The 18,386-nt window shown below is 68.6% G+C and carries 18 protein-coding genes; 6 read left to right on the plus strand and 12 right to left on the minus strand.

Translation table 11 applies throughout. The features are described from left to right. Positions 1-40: 40 nt before the first annotated feature. Together ICN82_RS02430 and gluQRS are read left to right on the plus strand one after the other, a co-directional pair. Complete coding sequence (locus ICN82_RS02430; RefSeq protein WP_193179250.1) at positions 41-250, plus strand: hypothetical protein; 210 nt, start codon at positions 41-43, stop codon at positions 248-250. Continuing rightward, positions 240-1,115, plus strand: a complete 876-nt coding sequence (gene gluQRS, locus ICN82_RS02435; RefSeq protein ID WP_193179251.1) for a tRNA glutamyl-Q(34) synthetase GluQRS — start codon at positions 240-242, stop codon at positions 1,113-1,115. The genes ICN82_RS02430 and gluQRS overlap by 11 nt, the downstream gene beginning before the upstream one ends. Here gluQRS and hisI read toward each other — a convergent pair. After that, complete coding sequence (hisI, locus tag ICN82_RS02440) at positions 1,096-1,455, minus strand: phosphoribosyl-AMP cyclohydrolase (protein WP_193179252.1); 360 nt, start codon at positions 1,453-1,455, stop codon at positions 1,096-1,098. The two genes, gluQRS and hisI, sit on opposite strands and share 20 nt — an antisense overlap. Positions 1,456-1,519: 64 nt before the next feature. On the opposite strand from hisI, the gene ICN82_RS02445 reads away from it, so the two are divergent. Then, positions 1,520-1,972 carry an iron-sulfur cluster assembly scaffold protein gene (locus tag ICN82_RS02445; RefSeq protein WP_193179253.1) on the plus strand — a complete coding sequence of 151 codons (453 nt, stop codon included), beginning with the start codon at positions 1,520-1,522 and terminating at the stop codon, positions 1,970-1,972. Between the two features lie 51 nt (positions 1,973-2,023). Then, complete coding sequence (locus ICN82_RS02450) at positions 2,024-3,442, plus strand: methyl-accepting chemotaxis protein (RefSeq protein ID WP_193179254.1); 1,419 nt, start codon at positions 2,024-2,026, stop codon at positions 3,440-3,442. A 161-nt stretch (positions 3,443-3,603) separates the two neighbouring features. Here the strand turns inward: ICN82_RS02450 and ICN82_RS21445 are convergent, their stop codons facing one another. The 5 genes from ICN82_RS21445 to sciP all read right to left on the minus strand — a co-directional run bounded on the left by ICN82_RS21445 (position 3,604) and on the right by sciP (position 9,626). Further along, positions 3,604-3,726, minus strand: a complete 123-nt coding sequence (locus tag ICN82_RS21445) for a hypothetical protein (RefSeq protein ID WP_269142370.1) — start codon at positions 3,724-3,726, stop codon at positions 3,604-3,606. Between the two features lie 225 nt (positions 3,727-3,951). Beyond that, positions 3,952-6,039 (minus strand): ATP-dependent DNA helicase RecG, encoded by a 2,088-nt coding sequence (recG, locus tag ICN82_RS02455; RefSeq protein WP_193179255.1) that lies wholly within the window; start codon positions 6,037-6,039, stop codon positions 3,952-3,954. 7 nt (positions 6,040-6,046) lie between these two features. Beyond that, entirely contained in the window at positions 6,047-8,434 is a 2,388-nt protein-coding gene (gene ligA / locus ICN82_RS02460) for an NAD-dependent DNA ligase LigA (protein WP_193179337.1), read from the minus strand. A 106-nt stretch (positions 8,435-8,540) separates the two neighbouring features. Beyond that, complete coding sequence (ctrA, locus tag ICN82_RS02465; RefSeq protein ID WP_193179256.1) at positions 8,541-9,254, minus strand: response regulator transcription factor CtrA; 714 nt, start codon at positions 9,252-9,254, stop codon at positions 8,541-8,543. 93 nt (positions 9,255-9,347) lie between these two features. Next, positions 9,348-9,626, minus strand: a complete 279-nt coding sequence (gene sciP, locus ICN82_RS02470) for a CtrA inhibitor SciP (protein WP_193179257.1) — start codon at positions 9,624-9,626, stop codon at positions 9,348-9,350. A gap of 131 nt (positions 9,627-9,757) precedes the next feature. Here sciP and mnmA point away from each other — a divergent pair, with 131 nt between their 5' ends. Beyond that, positions 9,758-10,891 carry a tRNA 2-thiouridine(34) synthase MnmA gene (gene mnmA / locus ICN82_RS02475; protein ID WP_193179258.1) on the plus strand — a complete coding sequence of 378 codons (1,134 nt, stop codon included), beginning with the start codon at positions 9,758-9,760 and terminating at the stop codon, positions 10,889-10,891. 172 nt (positions 10,892-11,063) lie between these two features. Beyond that, a complete protein-coding gene (locus ICN82_RS02480; RefSeq protein ID WP_193179259.1) occupies positions 11,064-11,789 on the plus strand; it encodes a VPLPA-CTERM sorting domain-containing protein in 726 nt (241 codons plus the stop codon). A 64-nt stretch (positions 11,790-11,853) separates the two neighbouring features. On the opposite strand, the gene lpxB is transcribed toward ICN82_RS02480, so the two are convergent. The 6 genes from lpxB to bamA all read right to left on the minus strand — a co-directional run bounded on the left by lpxB (position 11,854) and on the right by bamA (position 18,242). Further along, positions 11,854-13,041, minus strand: a complete 1,188-nt coding sequence (gene lpxB / locus ICN82_RS02485) for a lipid-A-disaccharide synthase (protein WP_193179260.1) — start codon at positions 13,039-13,041, stop codon at positions 11,854-11,856. Beyond that, on the minus strand, positions 13,029-13,847 hold the full coding sequence (locus ICN82_RS02490) for an LpxI family protein (RefSeq protein ID WP_193179261.1): 819 nt from the start codon (positions 13,845-13,847) through the stop codon (positions 13,029-13,031). Before ICN82_RS02490 ends, lpxB begins: the two co-directional genes overlap by 13 nt. A 4-nt stretch (positions 13,848-13,851) precedes the next feature. Next, positions 13,852-14,649: an acyl-ACP--UDP-N-acetylglucosamine O-acyltransferase gene (lpxA, locus tag ICN82_RS02495; protein ID WP_193179262.1), complete on the minus strand. Its 798-nt coding sequence runs from the start codon at positions 14,647-14,649 to the stop codon at positions 13,852-13,854. Positions 14,650-14,653: 4 nt separating this feature from the next. Next, a complete protein-coding gene (fabZ, locus tag ICN82_RS02500) occupies positions 14,654-15,112 on the minus strand; it encodes a 3-hydroxyacyl-ACP dehydratase FabZ (protein ID WP_193179263.1) in 459 nt (152 codons plus the stop codon). A 111-nt stretch (positions 15,113-15,223) separates the two neighbouring features. Further along, positions 15,224-15,952: an OmpH family outer membrane protein gene (locus tag ICN82_RS02505; RefSeq protein ID WP_193179264.1), complete on the minus strand. Its 729-nt coding sequence runs from the start codon at positions 15,950-15,952 to the stop codon at positions 15,224-15,226. Beyond that, positions 15,909-18,242, minus strand: a complete 2,334-nt coding sequence (gene bamA / locus ICN82_RS02510) for an outer membrane protein assembly factor BamA (RefSeq protein ID WP_193179265.1) — start codon at positions 18,240-18,242, stop codon at positions 15,909-15,911. Before bamA ends, ICN82_RS02505 begins: the two co-directional genes overlap by 44 nt. Positions 18,243-18,386: the final 144 nt, after the last annotated feature.

Here is an 18,386-nt window from a genome sequence, read left to right on the forward strand (position 1 = left end):
GGCCTTGCACTCGCCGCCCCGCGCCCCAGATATGTGAGCCATGAACTACGTTCTCGCCCTCTTCCTGCCGCCGCTCTCGATCCTGCTGATCGGGCGCATCTTCCTGTCGATCGTCGTCTTCGTGATCTGGATCCCGGCGATCATCTTCTCGGGCGGGCTGACCCATCCGATGTTCATCGCGCTGGCCTGGATCCTGATCTACCAGGCGGGCGCGGAAAAACGCATGGGCCGCTTCACGCGTGACGACTAGGACGCGGTTCGCGCCGTCGCCCACGGGGCCGCTGCATCTGGGCCATGGCTATGCCGCGCTGGTCGCGGCCGATCTGGCGCGGGCGGCGGGCGGTCAGTTCCTGCTGAGGATCGAGGATATCGACCGGAGCCGGGCCCGACCGCATTGGGAAGCGCAGCTGAAGGACGACCTGCACTGGCTGGGCCTCGACTGGCCCGACCCCGCGATGCGCCAGTCCGAGCGGCTGGGGGTGTATGAAGAACGCCTTGCAACCCTCTGGAAGGATGGGCTTCTCTATCCCTGCACCTGCAATCGTCGCGACATCCAGTCCGCCGCCTCCGCACCGCAGGAAGGCGCGCCGATGCTCGGGCCCGACGGGCTGGTCTATCCCGGCACCTGCCGTCACCGCCATGACCGGACCGGGCCGATGCCACGCGACGCGGCGTTGCGGCTGGACATGGGCCTGGCGCTGGAGCGGTTGGGTGCGCAGCTGATTAGATTCAACGAAACCGGGCCCTTGCAAAAGGACATCCGGACCGATTGGACCCGCGCGGAACTCCTGCAGGGTGTGGGCGACGTGGTGCTGAGCCGCCGCGAGATGGGCACGTCCTATCACCTGTCGGTGGTGGTCGACGACCATGACCAGGGCATCACGCTGGTGACACGGGGGGCCGACCTCGCCGATGCGACAAGCATTCATGTTGTTCTTCAAGGCCTTTTGGGGCTTTCCTCACCCTCCTACCATCACCATCGCCTGATCCGGGACCCGGCGGGCAAGCGGCTGGCCAAGCGTGATGACGCCCGCGCCCTCGCCGCCTATCGCGCCGAGGGGCTCGCTCCGGCGGACCTGCGCCGGATGATCGGCTTCACGCCATCGGTTTCATGATCTCCACCTCTTCGCCGGTGGCGACGGACGTGTAGAAACAGCTTTTGCGGTTGGTATGGCAGGCCGGGCCGGTCTGACGCACCACCGCCAGCAGGCAATCGCGGTCGCAATCGACCCGCAGATCGACCAGCTCCTGCACGTGGCCCGAGGTCTCGCCCTTGACCCAGAAGGACTGACGCGACCTGGACCAATAGGTTACGCGGCGATCTTCAAGTGTCTTCCGCACGGCCTCGGCAGTCATCCAGGCCATCATCAGGACCTCTCCGGTGGCCTCTTCCTGGGCGATCACCGGGATCAGTCCATGCGCGTCATAGGTCAGGCTGTCCGGGTCGAAACGCATCAGTTTTCCTTTGCATCCACGGGTCGGACCGCTATCTACCCTCTGGCAGAGCAAAGGAAAAGCCATGTCCGACACCGATCTGGTCAAGCTGTATTCCCAGCGCATCCTGCGGCTGGCGGCCAGCATCCCCCATGCCGGACGCCTGGAGGCGCCCACGGCCAGCGCCGCGGTGCGCGCGCCGCTCTGCGGCTCCACCGTGACGGTGGACCTGCATCTGGACGGGACCGGACGCATCACCGGCTTTGCCCAGGACGTGAAGGCCTGCGCGCTGGGTCAGGCGGCCGCCTCGGTCGTGGGGGCGCATGCGATCGGGCGCGACCATGCCGAGATCCTGCGGGCCCGCGCCGAGCTCAAGGCGATGCTGACCGAGGACGGCCCGCCCCCCGCCGCCCCCTTCGAGGAGCTGGAAACCCTGCGCCCGGCCGCGGAATTCCGCAACCGCCACGCCTCGATCCTGCTATGCCTGGATGCCACGCTGGCCGCCATGGAAGGCCGCGCCAGCGCCGCGGCGACCTGACTTAAGCCATCCTCAACCTGTTGGCGCTAGCCCTGATGCCGGAGGGTCAGGATGCGCGACATGACGGAACAGGACGGGACGGAACGGGGTCCGCCGGATCACGCGGTGCTGGACCGGCTGTCGCGCTGCGCGACTGCCCTGGGCTACGAGGTCGTGGAGGTCTCCGGCTTCATCGACCTGATCCATGCCCGCGCCGCCGCCCAGGGCCCGGTCCTGGCGGAGGGACGTGCCGCCGCCGATCGCATCCTCGAGGCCAACAGCGCCGCGACCGAGGCGCTGGGGGCGATCCGCGCGGCGGCCGAACGCGGCCTGTCCAGCGTGGAGGACTCCGTCGCCGCGCTGCGCGAAAGCGGCAGCCGGAGCCAGGCGGTCGCGGAATGGGTCCAGGCGCTGGATACCCGCATGGGCGAGGTCAGCGACACGCTGAAGGAAGTGCGCAAGAACAACGGCGCCGTCACCTCGATCGCGGGACAGGTCAATATCCTGGCGATCAACGCCAAGATCGAGGCCGCCCGCGCCGGGGATGCGGGGCGCGGCTTTGCCGTGGTCGCGGAGGCGGTCAACGAACTCTCCCGCCGCACCGCCGATGCGGCGGAGGCCATCCTGACCAGCCTGACGGCGCTGACCGGCTGGATCGAGGCGCTGCGCGGCGAGGCCGCCAGCATCGGCAAGGAGGCCGGCGGCGTGCTGGAGGGGGCGCGGCGCACCGACGAGGCGCTGGCGGCCATTGCCGGAAACGTGCGCGCCACCCGCGACGATGCGGCCGGAGTGGAAGCCCGCGCCCGTGACGTCACCCGGGCCGGCAGCGCCTTCGGCGACTGCTTCTCCCGCGTGGAGGCGGCAATGGAGGACATGCGCGGCGGGATCGAGCAGGCGCGCGACCGGGTGCACGGTCTGATCGACAAGAGCGAGACGATGGTCCAGCAAAGCGTCGCGATGGGCGGCGGGTCGACGGATGGCGCGCTGATTGCGCTGGCCCAGTCCCGCGCGGCGGAGATATCGCGGATTTTCGCGGAGGCCGTCGCCACCGGGCGGATCAGCCGCGGCGCCTTGTTCGATTTCACCTACCGGCCCGTCCCGGGCAGCGATCCTCCGCAATTCACCGCTCCCTTCCTGGAACTGACCGATGCGCTTCTGCCGCCTATCCTGGAGGAGGTGCTGAAAGCCGATCCCAAGATCGTGTTCTGCGCCGCCGTCACGCGCCATGGCTATCTGCCGACGCATAACCGCAAGTTCTCCAACCCCCAGCGTCCGGGAGATCCGGCCTGGAATGCCGCCAACTGCCGAAACCGGCGCATTTTCGACGACCGGGTCGGGCTCAAGGCGGGCCAGAATCGCGATCCGTTCCTGCTTCAGGTCTATCGGCGGGACATGGGCGGCGGGGAATACCGCATGATGAAGGACATCTCGGCGCCGATCACCGTCGATGGCGCCCCTTGGGGCGGGTTCCGGATGGGCGTGAATTTCTGAAAAAAGCCGCCATGCCCCTCGGGACATGGCGGCAGGCAGGCGAAACCCTTGCGCCGGACCGTTGGGGGACGATCGGACGGATCACCGGAACAGGCAGGAACCGGTCAGGATATTTCGCAGGCAGAGGTAAACAGTCGGTCAGTCAGGCTGAAGCGCCCGGATCACAGGAAATTCGGCAGATGCAGGCAGCCGAGAAGGATGACGGACAGCGCGGCCATTCCAGCGAGGTCCGCATAGAATGCTGCGGTGGCGCGGGTCTTGAGCTTTTCAATCACGGTCGGCATTGGCAGGCCTCCTTGGCTGATCGGATGTTGTATCTTTGTTCCGATTCTCGCCGTGTGTAAAGAACTTTTTAAGAACCTTTAAGGAACCAATAATGAGAACATGCGACAGTGGGGTATAAAACTGGCGATTGGTGCCGTATCGGCACTTATCGACAGCACTGCCCCGGATTGACCGGTGATTGTTTCGAAAATCGCGATAGACCCGGCTAGATTCTGCCCTGGGGGTCATCCCACATCGAGAAGACGCAGCGCCTCGTCCCGCTGCATCAGCCATAGCAGATGACGCAACGCCCGGCCGCGATCGGTCAGCGGCGCGAATTCGGTATCGAGCGCCGCACGCGCCTCGCGCTGCGCCAGCATCATCAGCCCGGCCTGGTGTTCCAGATCGGCAATGCGGAACCGCGGGAGCCCGGACTGCGCGCGCCCGATGACATCCCCCACGCCGCGCATCGCCATGTCCTCTTCCGCCAGCCGGAACCCGTCCTCGGTTTCGCGCATCAGGGTCAGCCGCCGTTCCGCCGAAGGCGAGAGCGGCGGCTGGTAGAGCAGCAGGCAGGTGGAGGCCGCCGCCCCGCGCCCGACCCGTCCGCGCAGCTGATGCAGCTGGGCCAGCCCGAAACTGTCGGCCCGCTCGATCACCATGATCGAGGCATTGGGCACATCGACGCCGACCTCGATCACCGTGGTCGCCACCAGCACCAGCAGGTCGCCGGCAGCGAAGCGCGCCATCACCGCGTCCTTGGCGGCGCCCGGCATCTGCCCATGGACCAGCCCCACCATCTGCGCCCCCAGCGCCGCCTGCAGGTGCCGCGCGCGCGCCTCCGCCGCGGTCAGATCGACGGTCTCGGTTTCCTCCACCAGCGGGCAGACCCAATAGGCCTGGCGTCCCTCGCCGATGGCCCGCGCCAGGTGGGCGACCACCTCGTCCAGCCGGTCCATCGGCATCACGGCGGTGCGCACGGGCAGCCGGCCGGGCGGCTTCTCGTCCAGCACCGACAGGTCCAGATCGCCGTATTGCGCCAGCGCCAGCGAGCGCGGGATCGGCGTGGCGGTCATCACCAGCACGTCGGTGGCCGGGCCCTTGCGCGCCAGTTCCTGCCTCTGGGCCACGCCGAAGCGATGCTGTTCATCGATCACTGCCAGACGCAGATCGGCAAAGCGCACCTCCGGCTGGAACAGCGCATGCGTCCCGATCACCAGCGCCGCCTCGCCCGAGGCAATCCGCGCCAGCTTGGCGGCGCGCGCCTGGCCAGTGTCGCGCCCGGTCAGGATTTCGACCTGCACCCCGGCCGCCGCGGCGAGCGGGGCGATCCCCGCCAGGTGCTGCCGCGCGAGGATCTCGGTCGGGGCCATCATGGCGCCCTGGCCTCCGGCCTCCACCGCCTGCAGCAGCGCAAGCGTCGCCACCAGGGTCTTGCCCGCCCCGACATCCCCCTGCAGCAGCCGCGACATCCGCGTCCCGGCCGCCATGTCGGCCGCGATCTCGGCGGCGGCGCGGGTCTGGGCGCCGGTCGGCGCGAAGGGCAGCGCCGCCAGCACCCGGGCGCGCAGATGCCCGTCGCCATGACTGGCACGGCCGCCGCGGCGGCGCTCGCGCTGGCGCGAGATGGCCAGGGTCAGCTGGTGGGCCAGCAATTCGTCATAGGCCAGCCGCGCCCGCGCAGGCGCCGCGCGCTCCAGATCGGCGGCCGATTCAGGATGATGCGCCAGGCGCAGCGCCTCGCGCCAGCCGGGCCAGCCCTTCTGCGCGCGCAGATGCGGGTCGATCCATTCGGGCAGATCCGGCGCCATGTCCAGCGCGCCCAGCACCGCCTTGCGCAGACCCCGCCCGGTGAGGCCCGCGGCCAGCGGATAGACCGGTTCATGCGAGGCCAGCGCCGCCGCCTCGTCGCGGGTCAGAACATGGTCGGGATGGGCCATCTGCGGATGGCCGTCGAACAGCTCCACCCGGCCCGAAACGATCCGGGTCTCTCCCACCGGCAGGTGCCGGTCCAGCCAGGCGCCCCTGGCATGGAAGAAGACCAGCGTGAAACGGGTGCCCGCATCCTCGACCAGCACCCGGTGCGGCCGCCCCTTCCGCGCGGGGGCGTCATGCGACAGGATCCGCACCTCCACCGTCGCGACCGCGGGCGGCTCCACCTCCAGCACCGAGCGTTTCAGCCGCCGGTCGATCACCCCCTGGGGCAGCGTGAAAAGCAGGTCGCGCGGCCGTTCCACCCCCAGCCCGCCCATCGCCTGCGCGCCCTTGGGGCCGACGCCCGGCAGGCGGGTCAGTTCCGAGAAGAGCGGAAACAGGATCTCGGGCCGGGCCATGCGCGCCTCAGCCCGAGATCATCGCGATCCAGCCATCCTCGTCGATGGTCTCGATCCCCAGTTCCGCCGCCTTGGCTCCCTTGGAGCCCGCGCCCGGCCCCGCCACGACGAGGTCGGTCTTCTTCGAGACCGAGCCCGCGACCTTGGCCCCCAGCGCCTCCGCCCGGGCCTTGGCCTCGGCGCGGGTCATCTTCTCCAGCGAGCCGGTGAAGACGATGGTCTTGCCCGCGACGGGGCTGCCCGCGCTCTGCGGCCGCTCCAGCGGCCGGGGATCGAGATGCGCGGCCAGCCGGTCGATGGAGCCGCGCTCGGCCTCCTGCGCGAAGGCCGAGACCAGCGCCACCGCCACGGTCGCGCCGATCCCGTCGATGCCCACGAGGTCGTCCCAGGCAGCGCGGCTTTCGGCGGGAATGGCGCGCTCCGCCTCCCAGATGCGGGTGCGCGTCGCCGTGATCTCGGCGCGCCGCCTCTCCTCCGCCGCGCGGCGGCGTTCGGCCTCGACCGCGGCCTCGGCCTCCTGATGGCGCTGCTCGGCCGGGCGCGCGAGATCCACCGCCGCCAGCATTGCGTCCCAGGTCCCGAAATGCAGCGCCAGGTCGCGCGCCGCCACCTCGCCGACATGACGGATGCCCAGGCCGAAAATCAGCCGGTTGAGCGCGATCCCGCGCCGGTCGTCGATCGCGTTCAGCAGGTTCTCGGCCGATTTCTCGCCCCAGCCCTTGAGCCGCGCGAGGGGTTTCTCCGCCAGATGGCGGATCGCCGAGACGACATGGCCGGGATCGGTGTCATCCACCGGCACGCCCGCGCCGCGCAGCATCTCGGCCAGGTTTTCCAGCATCTCGCGGCGCCGCGCCGGATCCTCGGCACTGCGGGCGATGGCCTCCTGCGGATCGCGCACCAGCCTCCGCCCTTCCGCGTCCCGCGCGCGCAGCGAGAAGATGTCGGCAGGTTCGGCGATCCAGCCCATGGCATGCAGGAATTCCACCTGGCGCGCGCCCAGCCCCTCGATGTCGAACGCCGCGCGGGATACGAAATGGCGCAGCCTTTCAACCGCCTGGGCCGGGCAGGTCAGCCCGCCGGTACAGCGGCGCACCGCATCGCCCGGTTCGCGGATCGCCTCCGAGCCGCAATCGGGGCAGGTCGTCGGGAAGGCATAGGGTTCTGTGCCCTCGGGACGTTTCGACAGGTCGAGATCGGCGATCTTGGGGATCACGTCGCCCGCCCGATAGACCTGCACCCAGTCGCCGATGCGGATATCCTTGCCGTCGCGGATCGGATTGCCCGACGCGTCGCGCCCGGCGATGTAATCCTCGTTGTGCAGCGTGGCATTCGACACCACGACGCCGCCGACGGTGACCGGGGCGAGCCGCGCGACCGGCGACAGCGCACCGGTGCGGCCGACCTGGATGTCGATCGCCTCGAGCCGCGTCCAGGCCAGTTCGGCGGGAAACTTGTGGGCAATCGCCCAACGCGGCGTGGCGGATCGAAAGCCGAGCCGCCGCTGCAGCTCGAGGTCGTCGACCTTGTAGACGACCCCGTCGATATCATAGCCCAGCGTGGCGCGGGCCTGTTCGATATCGCGGTAATGGGCGATCATCGCCTCCACATCGGCGCAGCGGCGGGTCAGCGGATTGGTCTGGAACCCCAGCGCCGCAAGACGGTCGATCGCGCCCGACTGGGTTTCGGCCAGCGGCGCGGAGAGCTCTCCCCAGGCATAGGCAAAAAAGCGCAGCGGCCGTTGCGCGGTGATCGCGGCATCAAGCTGGCGCAGCGATCCGGCGGCGGCGTTGCGCGGATTGGCGAAGGTCTTGGCCCCCTTCTGCGCCTGCCGGGCATTCAGCGCGGCGAAATCCTCCTTGTCCATGTAGACCTCGCCGCGCACCTCAAGAAGCGCGGGCGCGCCGTCGAGCCGGGTCGGAATATCGGCAATCTCGCGGGCATTCGCGGTGACGTTCTCGCCGGTCTCTCCGTCGCCGCGCGTGGCAGCCTGGATCAGCACACCGTCCTCGTAGCGCAGCGACAGGGACAGGCCGTCGATCTTGGGTTCGGCCGTATAGGCCAGCGCCGCCCCGGATCCCAGCCCGAGATAGCGGCGCAGCCCCTGGTCGAACTCCGCCACGTCCTCGCCCGTGAAGGCATTGGCCAGAGACATCATCCGCTGGGCATGGCGGATCTTGGCAAAGCCGGACTCGACCGGGGCGCCGACGCGCGCGGAAACGGATGTCTCGCCGGCAAGATCGGGAAAGGCCGTCTCTAGCGCCAGCGCGCGCTGCTTGCGCCGGTCGTAATCGGCATCGCTGAGGATCGGGGCGTCGCGATTGTGATAGGCGCGATCCGCCTCGGCCAGCTCCGCCGAAAGCGCCTTCAATTCTGCCGAGGCCTCCTCGGCGGTCATCCTCGCGGGATCGGGCAGTTCTCCGGACACGGGCAGCCTCGCTTGTCGCACCATTCTCACCGGGGGTGATAGGTGGCCCGGACGCTGCCGTCCAGATCGTTCCGGGTCAGGCGCCGAGCGCGATGGGCGGTTCGGCGGTCTTCGGTTCGGGATCGCGCAGCACATAGCCGCGCCCCCATACGGTCTCGATGTAATTCTCGCCGCCGGTCGCCTGGCTGAGTTTCTTGCGCAGCTTGCAGATGAAGACATCGATGATCTTCAGCTCGGGCTCGTCCATGCCGCCATAGAGATGGTTGAGGAACATCTCCTTGGTCAGCGTGGTGCCCTTGCGCAGCGACAGCAGCTCAAGCATCTGGTATTCCTTGCCTGTCAGATGGACCGGCTGGCTGGCGACATCCACGGTCTTGGCATCCAGATTGACCGATATCTTGCCGGTGCGGATGACGGATTGCGAATGGCCCTTGGACCGGCGGATGATCGCATGGATCCGCGCCACCAGTTCCTCGCGATGGAAGGGCTTCGTCAGGTAGTCGTCGGCGCCGAAGCCGAATCCCTTGATCTTGTTCTCGGTGTCGTCGGCGCCGGTGAGGATCAGGATCGGCGTGTCGATCTTGGCAAGCCGCAGCTGCCGCAGCACGTCCAGCCCGTTCATGTCCGGAAGGTTGAGATCCAGCAGGATCAGGTCGTAGTCATACAGCTTGGCAAGGTCGATCCCCTCTTCTCCGAGATCGGTGCAATACACGTTCAGGTTGGCGTGGGTCAGCATCAGTTCGATGCTTTTCGACGTTGTCGGGTCGTCCTCGACGAGCAGAACGCGCATGGTTTCTCTCCGATGGAAGTCGCTTCACGACGTTAACGTGGACAATAGAGGTTAATCGCACGTTACTGCAGGCCCGTTTCCCCTGAGAACAACTTAAAGTTGTCGATACTTTTGTAAAGAGGTGGTTTTCAACGCGGCCTCGCCATGGGATTTCACGGCATTCTGCCAGGAATCCAGCTCTTCCTCGGACAGGCCGTACATCTTCATCGCCTCTTCCTTGGTGATAAGGCTGTGCTGCACCGCCTTGACGACGATGGCCTTGCGGCTGGCCACCCAGCGACGGGTATCGGCCGACGGAAGATCCGCCCGGCTCAACGTTCCGCCATCGGGCAGACTGACAATGCGCGGCCCCTCGACTTTCCTGATATACATCGGCATTCCCCTCATCGCCCCACGCCGGTCATTTCGCTGTGAGGGGACTAAAAACGTGTAAAACCCGTCCTTGTAAGTAAATGGCTTTTGCCTATAATGCCGCGCTTCCCTGCAGACCGGAAACGGATCGGATGACCCAAGAGCTGAACTCCCTGGGCTTTGCAAAGCCCCCCGCGGAAACCCGCGTGATCGTCGCCATGTCCGGCGGTGTCGACAGCTCCGTCGTGGCCGCGCTGCTGCATGAACAGGGCTATGACGTGATCGGCGTGACGCTGCAGCTTTACGATCACGGGGCCGCGCTGGCCAAGAAAGGCGCCTGCTGCGCGGGACGCGATATCCATGACGCGCGCCGCGTCGCCGAGGATCTGGGCTTTCCCCATTACGTCCTGGATTACGAGAACATCTTCAAGGATGCGGTGATCGACGAATTCGCCGACAGCTACCTCGCCGGGGCCACGCCCGTGCCCTGCATCCGCTGCAACGAGCGGGTGAAGTTCCGCGATCTGCTGCAGACCGCGAAGGACTTGGAGGCCGATTGCATGGCCACGGGCCATTACATCCAGCGCATCGCGGGGACGACCGGGCCGGAGCTGCATGCCGGGGCCGATCCGCAGCGCGACCAGAGCTATTTCCTGTTCTCCACCACCCCCGACCAGCTCGACTATCTGCGCTTCCCGCTGGGCCATCTCGCCTCCAAGGCCGAGACGCGGGCGCTGGCGGCGAAATACGGGCTGATGGTGGCCGACAAGCCCGACAGCCAGGACATCTGCTTCGTTCCCGACGGCAATTATGCCGCCGTGATCGAGAAGCTGCGGCCCAACGCGGCCGATCCCGGCGAGATCGTCGACATGCAGGGCAATGTCCTCGGGCAGCATCGCGGCGTGATCCATTACACGATCGGCCAGCGCCGGGGCCTGGGCATCGGCGGGCTGGACACGCCGCTTTACGTGGTCCGGCTCGACCCCGACAGGCGGCAGGTCGTCGTCGGCCCGAAAGAGGCCCTGGCCACGCGCCGGGTGCCGCTGCGCGAGCTGAACTGGCTGGGCGACGGCAAGCTGACCGACCGCGCCGAATGGGAGGTGACGGCAAAGGTGCGCTCCACCCGGCCGCCGCGCCCGGCGATCCTGCGCCCGGTCAGCGAGACCGAGGCGGAGGTGGAGCTGCTGACCCCCGAGGAAGGCGTCAGCCCCGGCCAAGCCTGCGTGCTGTATCAGCCCGACAGTTCCCGGGTGCTGGGCGGCGGCTGGATCTGGCGCGGCCACTGAGCGCGGCCCCCGCGGATGGTATTGGTGACAATACAGATACGGTCCGGCCGGAAAGGCGGATCCTGATCACCATATGGAACCTATCCATCTGAAATAAAAGTGATATTCATGGACCTGACCATGCGTCACATGTTAACCATGCGTCAGTGAACTGAATCATCAGGAGTTGATCATGCGTTTCCTCCCGACGCTTGTCGCGGCCGGCAGCCTCATGGGCGCCCTTCCCGCCGCGGCAGCGACGCTCACCGTCGCGACCGACAACAGCGGCGGCTTTGTCTCCCAGGACGGCATTGCCGCCTATAACAGCTCCGGCGCCACCCTGGCCGGGGCAACCGTCACGGCGACCTTCGCCGATGGCACGAGCGAAAGCGGCACGATCGCGGCCTTCGGGCGCAATACCGGCGCGCTCTACGGCTCCGGCTTCGAGCTGGTCCAGACCGGCACGACCTATTCCAACGCCTTCGCGCTGTTCAACGACTATACCTCCGCGCTGGTTACCCTGTCGATCGACCTGGTTCCGGCCAGCGCGGTCTTCGACCTGGATTTCGGCGGCGCGACCGGCACTGACGGGTCCAACCTGGGCCGGACCCTCATCCAGTCGGACAGCTCCGGCTCCGAGGATGGCAGCGGCCTCACGGGCGACGTGGTGGCGACCTATGCGGGCCGTGTCAGCGTCGGCAGCGCGGCAGCGGTCGGCGATCTCTACACCTCCCTGGTCCTGGACCTCTCGGGGACGCTCGACGGGGGGCTCGCCTCGGGCGGCGAATGGTACTTCATCGCCGATACCGACACGCTGAAGACCGCCGGCGACCTGGCGCCGGTTCCGCTTCCGGCGGGGGTGCTGACGCTGGGGGCCGCCCTGGCCGGGCTGGGCCTGCTGCGCCGCCGCAAGGGCTGAGACCGGGCAATCCGGACAGCAGATCGCGCAGAGGGCGGCGGACCGGACAATCCGCCGCCCCTTTTCATGCCCGGCGGCTGTCGCGCAGGCCCGAGAGCACGGCCTCGGCCGCGCGCAGCCCCGGCGGCGGGCCGCCGCGGCCCAGGCGGTCCATGGTCAGGGCCGCGGCCGCCTTCTGCGCCTCCGGCTCGGCCAGCACCTGCAGCAGCGCCGCGGCGATCGGTTCCGGCCGGCAATTCTCCATCAGGAATTCCGGCACCACGCGGCTTTCCGACACCAGGTTGACCAGCGTCACGGTATCGGTCAGCGCCATGCGCTTCATGATCGCATTCGTCAGGCCGGAGAACCGGTAGGCGATCACCATGGGCGTGGCGCTGGCCGCGAGCTCCAGGCTGACCGTGCCCGAGGCCGCCAGGGCGACATCCGCCGCGGCGAAGGCCGCCGCCTTCTCGGCCAGCGCGCCGGGGCGGCCGGGATCGAGGATGATCGGCGTCACCGGCCAGCCGGCGGCAAGCTCGCGCACCAATCCGGCGACAGGTGCCGCCGCGGGCAGGACGAAGCGCGCCCCGGGCCGCGCCGCGGCGACCTGCGCGATGGCCGGGCCGAAGACCGGCGCCAGCCGGGACACCTCGCCCTTGCGCGATCCCGGCAGGACCAGGACCAGCGGCGCATCCGGCGCGATGCCGTGGCTGTCGCGGAACCGGCGCGCGGCCTCCGGCCCGGGCTGCTGCTCGGCCGCGACCGGGTGGCCGACGAAATCGCAGCGCATCCCCTCGGCCTCCATGTAGGGCGGCTCGAAGGGCAGGAGCGCCAGCACCTGGTCGATCATGCGCGCCATCTTCTTCGCCCGGCCGGGACGCCAGGCCCAGACGGAGGGGGCGACATAGTGGATCGTGCGGATCTCCGGGGCCTGCGCCCGGACCAGCGCAGCGAGGCGCAGCGAGAAATCCGGCGCGTCGATGGTGACCAGCGCGTCGGGCCTGGTGGCGACGACATGGGCGGCGGTCTGGTGCAGCCGCCGCCGCAGGTCCAGATAGCGCGGCACGATCTCGGCCAGGCCCATGACGCTGAGTTCCTCCATGGGAAACAGGCTGGGCACGCCGGCCGCGCGCATCAGCGGACCGGCCACCCCGTCGAAGGACACGCCCGGCGCCAGGTCGCGCAGCCCGGCCGCAAGCGCGCCGCCAAGCGCATCTCCCGAGGGCTCCCCCGCCAGCAGGAACAGCCGCGGCGCGGCAGTCAGATCGCCCATATGCAGATCCCCTTCTCCTCGGCCAGGCGGACGGCCTCCCCTGCATCGAGGATCATCACCCGGCCCGCCTCCAGACAGATGCCATCCAGCCCCGCCGCGGCAACCCCCGCCACGGTCGCCGGGCCGATCACGGGCATGTCGGCGCGCATCTCCTGGCCGGGCTTGGCCACCTTGACGAAGGTTCCGCCGGTTTCCGGCCGCCGTTCGGGCCGGTGACGCGCCACGTCCGACAGAAGCGCATCGGTGCCGTAGATGGACTCGATCCCCAGGCACAGCCCGCGCGCCACCACGCAGGCCTGGGCGACGTCCTGCGGTCCCAGCGCGGCAAGGATCGCCCGGCCGCGCGCGGCATCCCCCTGCCGGGCCGGGTCGGGCGCGGTACGGGTCATCGCCCCGGGCCGGGCCACGAATTCGGGCAGGAACTCATGGGCGCCGCGGATGCGGAAGCCGTTCTCCTCGAAGATCGCGATGACCAGCCGCAGCAGCGCGTCATCCCCCGCCTTCAGCCCGCGGAAGATCCGCGGCACCAGCGCCAGGGTTTTCAGGTCGAAGCGGCGCGGGTCGAAATCCGGACGGTGCAGGATGCCGGCCATCGCGACCTCATCGACGCCGCGGGCCCTCAGGTCGCGGAACAGCCGTCCCAGGCGTTCGACCCGGAAGGGCACGACCGGATGGCCGCCCGGCACGCCGGAGGGATGGCCTTCCATCTCGGCCAGCACCACGGCGCGCCCCGAAGCGGTTGCCGCCGCGGCCAGGGCGACCGGCAGCCCCCCCTGCCCGGCGATGATCCCCAGCGGCCCCGGCAACGGATCAGCGCGGGGTCAGGAAGCTGCGGTCGGTCTGACCCAGGATGAAGGTGACGATCTCCTTCACATAGGGGCTTTCGGTCTCCTCGCCGAGGCGCCGCGCGCGATCGGCAAAGGCCCCCTCGCCCTGGGCCAGCATCTGGTAGGCGGCGCGCAGCGCGGTGATGTCCGACCGCGCCACGCCCTTGCGTTTCAGCCCCACGAGGTTCAGCCCGTCCAGCTCGCCGCGCGGCGCCTGGACCAGCCCGTAGGGGATCACGTCATTAGTGACCATCGTCACCGCGCCGATGATCGCGCCGCGGCCGATGCGCACCCATTGATGAATGCCCGACAGCCCGCCGATGATGACGTCATCCTCGATCTTGCAGTGCCCGGCCAGGGCGGCCTGGTTGGCCATGATCACGCGGTTGCCGACCATCACGTCGTGGCCGACATGGGATCCGGTCATGAACAGGCAGTCATCGCCGACCTGCGTCAGCCCGCCGCCGCCCTCGGTGCCGGTGTTCATCGTGACGCCCTCGCGGATGCGGTTGCGCCGGCCGACGACCAGGCGGGTCTGCTCGCCCTTGAATTTCAGGTCCTGCGGGATCTCGCCGACCACCGCGCCGGGAAAGATCACCGTTTCGTCGCCGATCTCCGTCCGGCCGGTGACGACCGCGTGGCTTTTCAGATGGACGCCCGCGCCCAGCACCACCTGAGCGCCGACCAGCGAGAACGGCCCGATGATCGCGCCGGCACCGATCCGGGCGCCGGGTTCGACCACCGCCGAGGGATGGATCTGGGCTGTCTCGTGGATGCTCAAGGCGTCACTCCTTCGGAACGTCGATCATGGCCATGAATTCGCATTCGCAGGCGGTTTCGCCATCCACCGAGGCCACGCCGCGGAACTTCCACACCTTGCCGCCGCCGCGCAGCGCCTCGACCGTCAGCAGCAGCTGATCGCCCGGCACCACCTTGCGGCGGAACTTGCACTTGTCCACGCCCATGAAATAGACCAGCGCGTTCTTTCCGGCCAGGTCCAGCGACAGGCCGACCATGACGCTTGCGGTCTGGGCCAGCGCCTCGATCTGCAGCACGCCGGGAAAGATCGGCGTGGCCGGGAAATGGCCGGTGAACTGCGGTTCGTTCATGGTGACGTTCTTCAGGCCGACGGCGGATTTCGACGGCACGATATCGGTCACCCGGTCCACCAGCAGGAACGGATAGCGATGCGGAATGACCTTCTGGATCAGGTCGATATCGGCGGTGGTCGGGCAATCGGTCATGGTCGTCCTGTCTCGGGCTCTGAGGGGCTTGGCACAAGGGGTTAGCAATGAAGGCCCGGCTGGGCAAGCGATCAGGCCCCGGCGGCGGCCAGGGCCGCCCGCCGGGCGCGTTCAGTCGGACGGATCCCCCGGCGGCGGGGGCTCGCCGGGAATGGTCAGCTGGCGCAGCATGCGCGGGGTCGGGCGCAGGGAGGGACTGGGCTGGGAAGGTCCGGTCGTGCCGCTGCCATCGCCGATCTCCTCGTCCAGGCGCGCGACCGCCTCGTCGGTGATGTCCACCACGTCGAAGGCCATCAGCACCACGGTATTGTCGAGGATCACCAGCGCGCCGCGATCCTGGGCGATCTCGGCCAGGATCGGGGCGGCGCGGTTGACGAAATTCTGCCGTTCCGCCTCCAGCCGCTGCTGCAGCGTGCGCGCCTTGCGGTCCTGTTCCTGGCGGATGCGCTGCACCTTGGCGTCGAACGCATCGGCGAGGTCCTGGAACTCGCCGGCCGGCATGGCCGGGCGCCGGTCCGTCAGATCCTGCTCCTCGGTGGTCAGCTCGGACTCGATGCGGCGGTTCTCCGCGGCCAGGGCGTTGCGGTCGCGCTCCAGGTCGGAAATGATGCGCTGCCCCAGCAGGCTGTCGGAAAAGACCGTCTCCTGGTTCAGCGTGACGACGGGCGTGCCGTTGAAATGCGGCGCGCCGGGCGCCGGGGCCGACGCGGCGGGAGGCGGCGGGGCGCCGCCCTCCTGCGTCTCCTGCGCCATGCCGGAGGCGGCCGCCAGGACGAGCCCGGCGGCCAGCCAGAGCTCAGAATGCCGTGGAGATCGAGAAGTCAAAGGTCTGCTCGTCATCGTAGCTCTCCTTCTGCACCGCGCGGGTGAAGTCGAAGCGCAGCGGCCCTAGGGGGGTCGACCAGAAAAGCGAGGCGCCGAGCACAGCGCGCAGGTGGAAGTCGTCATCCACCTCGCCACCGGTCCCGGCCGTGTCGTCCAGCCCCCAGACAGACCCCGCATCGAAGAACAGCCCGCCGCGCACGCCGTATTCCTCCGGCAGCCCGACCGGGAAGTTCACCTCGGTGCGCCATGCGGTGTAGTAGTTGCCGCCAAGCGCATCCTCGTTGGTCGCGGTCGTGTCGCGCGGGCCGAAGCCGTTGCGCGAGAAGCCGCGGACACGGCTGCCGGCGCCGAACCGGTCGAGGACCCAGCTGTCCTGGCCGTTCAGCATGGTCAGCGCCCCGCCCTGCAGTTCCGAGGTCAGCGTCACGTCGCTGCCGCCCAGCTTGGTCTCGGCGCCCACCAGCGCGGAGGTCTTGATGTAATCCACATCGCCCCCCAGCCCCGCGAAGTCCTGCGAGAACTGGAACCGGATGCCGGCATCCGGATTGATCCCGACATTGCGCGTATCGAAGCTGAAAGTGTAGCCGACCGAGCTGCTGATCTTGTCGCCTTCCTCGCGCTGCAGGATCACCGAGCTGCCATTGTCATCCGCATCGTCGCTGTCGCCGTCGCTGACCCCGTAGAGCCGGTCCCCGGAGATCGTGTAGCGCAGGCTCAGCCGCGAATAGTCGCTGACCCGGAAGCCCAGCGAGGGCGACAGGGACGCCTTGCGGGTCGAGTAATCCGAACTGTACTGATCCGTCGCGCTGTAGCCCGCCGAGATCGTGCCCGACACGTCGCGGCCCAGCAGCGCGGGCTCGGTCAGGCTGAGATTGGCTGCGGTGTTGTCCACGCCGCCGCTGACCGAGAAGCCCAGCCGCTGGCCGCGGCCCAGGAAGTTGCGCTCGCTGAGGCTGAACTGCCCGCCGACGCCGTCCCCGACCGAGTAGTTGACGCCGAAGCCGATCTGCCCGGTCGGCTGTTCGTCGACATTGACGTCGATGATGACCCGGTCCGGCGCCGTGCCGTCGCGCGGCGCGACATCGGCATTGGAGAAATAGTTCAGCGCCCGGATGCGTTCGGCCGCGTTGCGGATTTCGCGCGGGTTGAACGGGTCGCCCTCGACCGTGTCGAACTGGCGGCGGATCACCTCGTCGCGGGTGGTGGAATTGCCCTCGATGTCGATGCGCTCGACGAAGATGCGCGGCCCGCGCGTCAGCGTGTAGGTCAGATCCAGCGTCTGGTCGGCCTCGTTGCGGGTGATGCGCGGATCGACCTGGATGAAATCGTTCCCGTTCATCAGCGCCTTGCGTTCCAGCCGGGCGATCCCGTCATCGATGCGCAGCGGCGAATACAGCTGGCCGGGCCGGGTCCGGACGATGTCCTCGTAATCGGCCGCCGCGAGTTCCGGCACCTCCGAGGCGATCCCGACCTTGCCGAAGCGAAACTGCTGCCCTTCGCGGATATTGAAGGTGATGAAGAACGCGTTGCGCTCGCGGGAGAATTCCGTGGAGACGGAGGTGACCTCGAAATCGATGAAGCCGCGGGCCCGGTAATAATCGGTCAGCACCTGCCGGTCGTAGGCGATGCGGTCCTCGACATACTGGTCGCGCGCGACCAGCGCGCGGAAGATCCCCGCCTGCTTGGTGCCCAGCACGTTGCGCAGGCGGCGGTCGCTGAAGGAGCTGTTGCCGACGAAGGCGATCCGCTCGACCTCGACGACGGCGCTTTCGGTCACCTCGAAGACGACATCGACGCGGTTCTGGCTGCGCGGGATGATCCTGGGCGTGACGACCGCGCCCAGCCGCCCGGCCTGGCGGTAGGCATCGGCGATGGCGCGGGCATCCGCCTCGGCGGTCGAGGGGCTGTAGACGCGGCGCGGCTGGCTTTTCAGCAGCGGCGTCAGCGCCTCGTCGTCGATCCGGCGATTGCCCTCGATGGCGATCTCGTTGACCGTCGGAAATTCCTTGACCGTGATGGTCAGCGTGCTGCCCGAGGGGTCGAAATCGACGCTTTCGAACAGGCCCGAGGCCATGATCCGCTGATAGGCGGCGTTCAGCTGGCCGATGGTCAGCGGCGTGCCCGGGCCGATCCCGGCATAGCTCAGCACCGAGACGTCATCGACGCGGATGTTGCCCTCCACATCGATGCGCGAATAGCTTTGCCCCGCGCCCTGCGCGACCGCCCCGAAAGGCATCGTCACCACCGGCACGGCCAGCGCGAGAGAGGCCGAAAGCCCCCATGCCGCCCCGTTCCGGAGACCCATCCGCCTGCCCGCCTGTCGCGCCATGCCCACCACCTCGAACTCGTTTTCTTGCCTGCCCTGTCCGTAGACCGAGACGGCCGGCTTGTCAAAATGGCTTGCGCGCGCAGCGCCGCCATTTTTGCCGCGCAGGAGGCGCCGCCGCAG

The sequence above is a fragment of the Mangrovicoccus algicola genome, assembly GCF_014903745.1.
Lineage (GTDB): Bacteria > Pseudomonadota > Alphaproteobacteria > Rhodobacterales > Rhodobacteraceae > Mangrovicoccus > Mangrovicoccus algicola.

Coding starts and splice junctions, on each gene's coding strand:
- ICN82_RS02430 (WP_193179250.1), top strand. CDS start 41: ATGAACTACGTTCTCGCCCTCTTCCTGCCGCCGCTCTCGATCCTGCTG.
- hisI (WP_193179252.1), bottom strand. CDS start 1,455: ATGCGTTTCGACCCGGACAGCCTGACCTATGACGCGCATGGACTGATC.
- ICN82_RS02445 (WP_193179253.1), top strand. CDS start 1,520: ATGTCCGACACCGATCTGGTCAAGCTGTATTCCCAGCGCATCCTGCGG.
- ICN82_RS02450 (WP_193179254.1), top strand. CDS start 2,024: ATGCGCGACATGACGGAACAGGACGGGACGGAACGGGGTCCGCCGGAT.
- ICN82_RS21445 (WP_269142370.1), bottom strand. CDS start 3,726: ATGCCGACCGTGATTGAAAAGCTCAAGACCCGCGCCACCGCAGCATTC.
- recG (WP_193179255.1), bottom strand. CDS start 6,039: ATGGCCCGGCCCGAGATCCTGTTTCCGCTCTTCTCGGAACTGACCCGC.
- ligA (WP_193179337.1), bottom strand. CDS start 8,434: ATGACCGCCGAGGAGGCCTCGGCAGAATTGAAGGCGCTTTCGGCGGAG.
- ctrA (WP_193179256.1), bottom strand. CDS start 9,254: ATGCGCGTTCTGCTCGTCGAGGACGACCCGACAACGTCGAAAAGCATC.
- sciP (WP_193179257.1), bottom strand. CDS start 9,626: ATGTATATCAGGAAAGTCGAGGGGCCGCGCATTGTCAGTCTGCCCGAT.
- mnmA (WP_193179258.1), top strand. CDS start 9,758: ATGACCCAAGAGCTGAACTCCCTGGGCTTTGCAAAGCCCCCCGCGGAA.
- ICN82_RS02480 (WP_193179259.1), top strand. CDS start 11,064: ATGCGTTTCCTCCCGACGCTTGTCGCGGCCGGCAGCCTCATGGGCGCC.
- lpxB (WP_193179260.1), bottom strand. CDS start 13,041: ATGGGCGATCTGACTGCCGCGCCGCGGCTGTTCCTGCTGGCGGGGGAG.
- fabZ (WP_193179263.1), bottom strand. CDS start 15,112: ATGACCGATTGCCCGACCACCGCCGATATCGACCTGATCCAGAAGGTC.
- ICN82_RS02505 (WP_193179264.1), bottom strand. CDS start 15,952: ATGACGAGCAGACCTTTGACTTCTCGATCTCCACGGCATTCTGAGCTC.
- bamA (WP_193179265.1), bottom strand. CDS start 18,242: ATGGGTCTCCGGAACGGGGCGGCATGGGGGCTTTCGGCCTCTCTCGCG.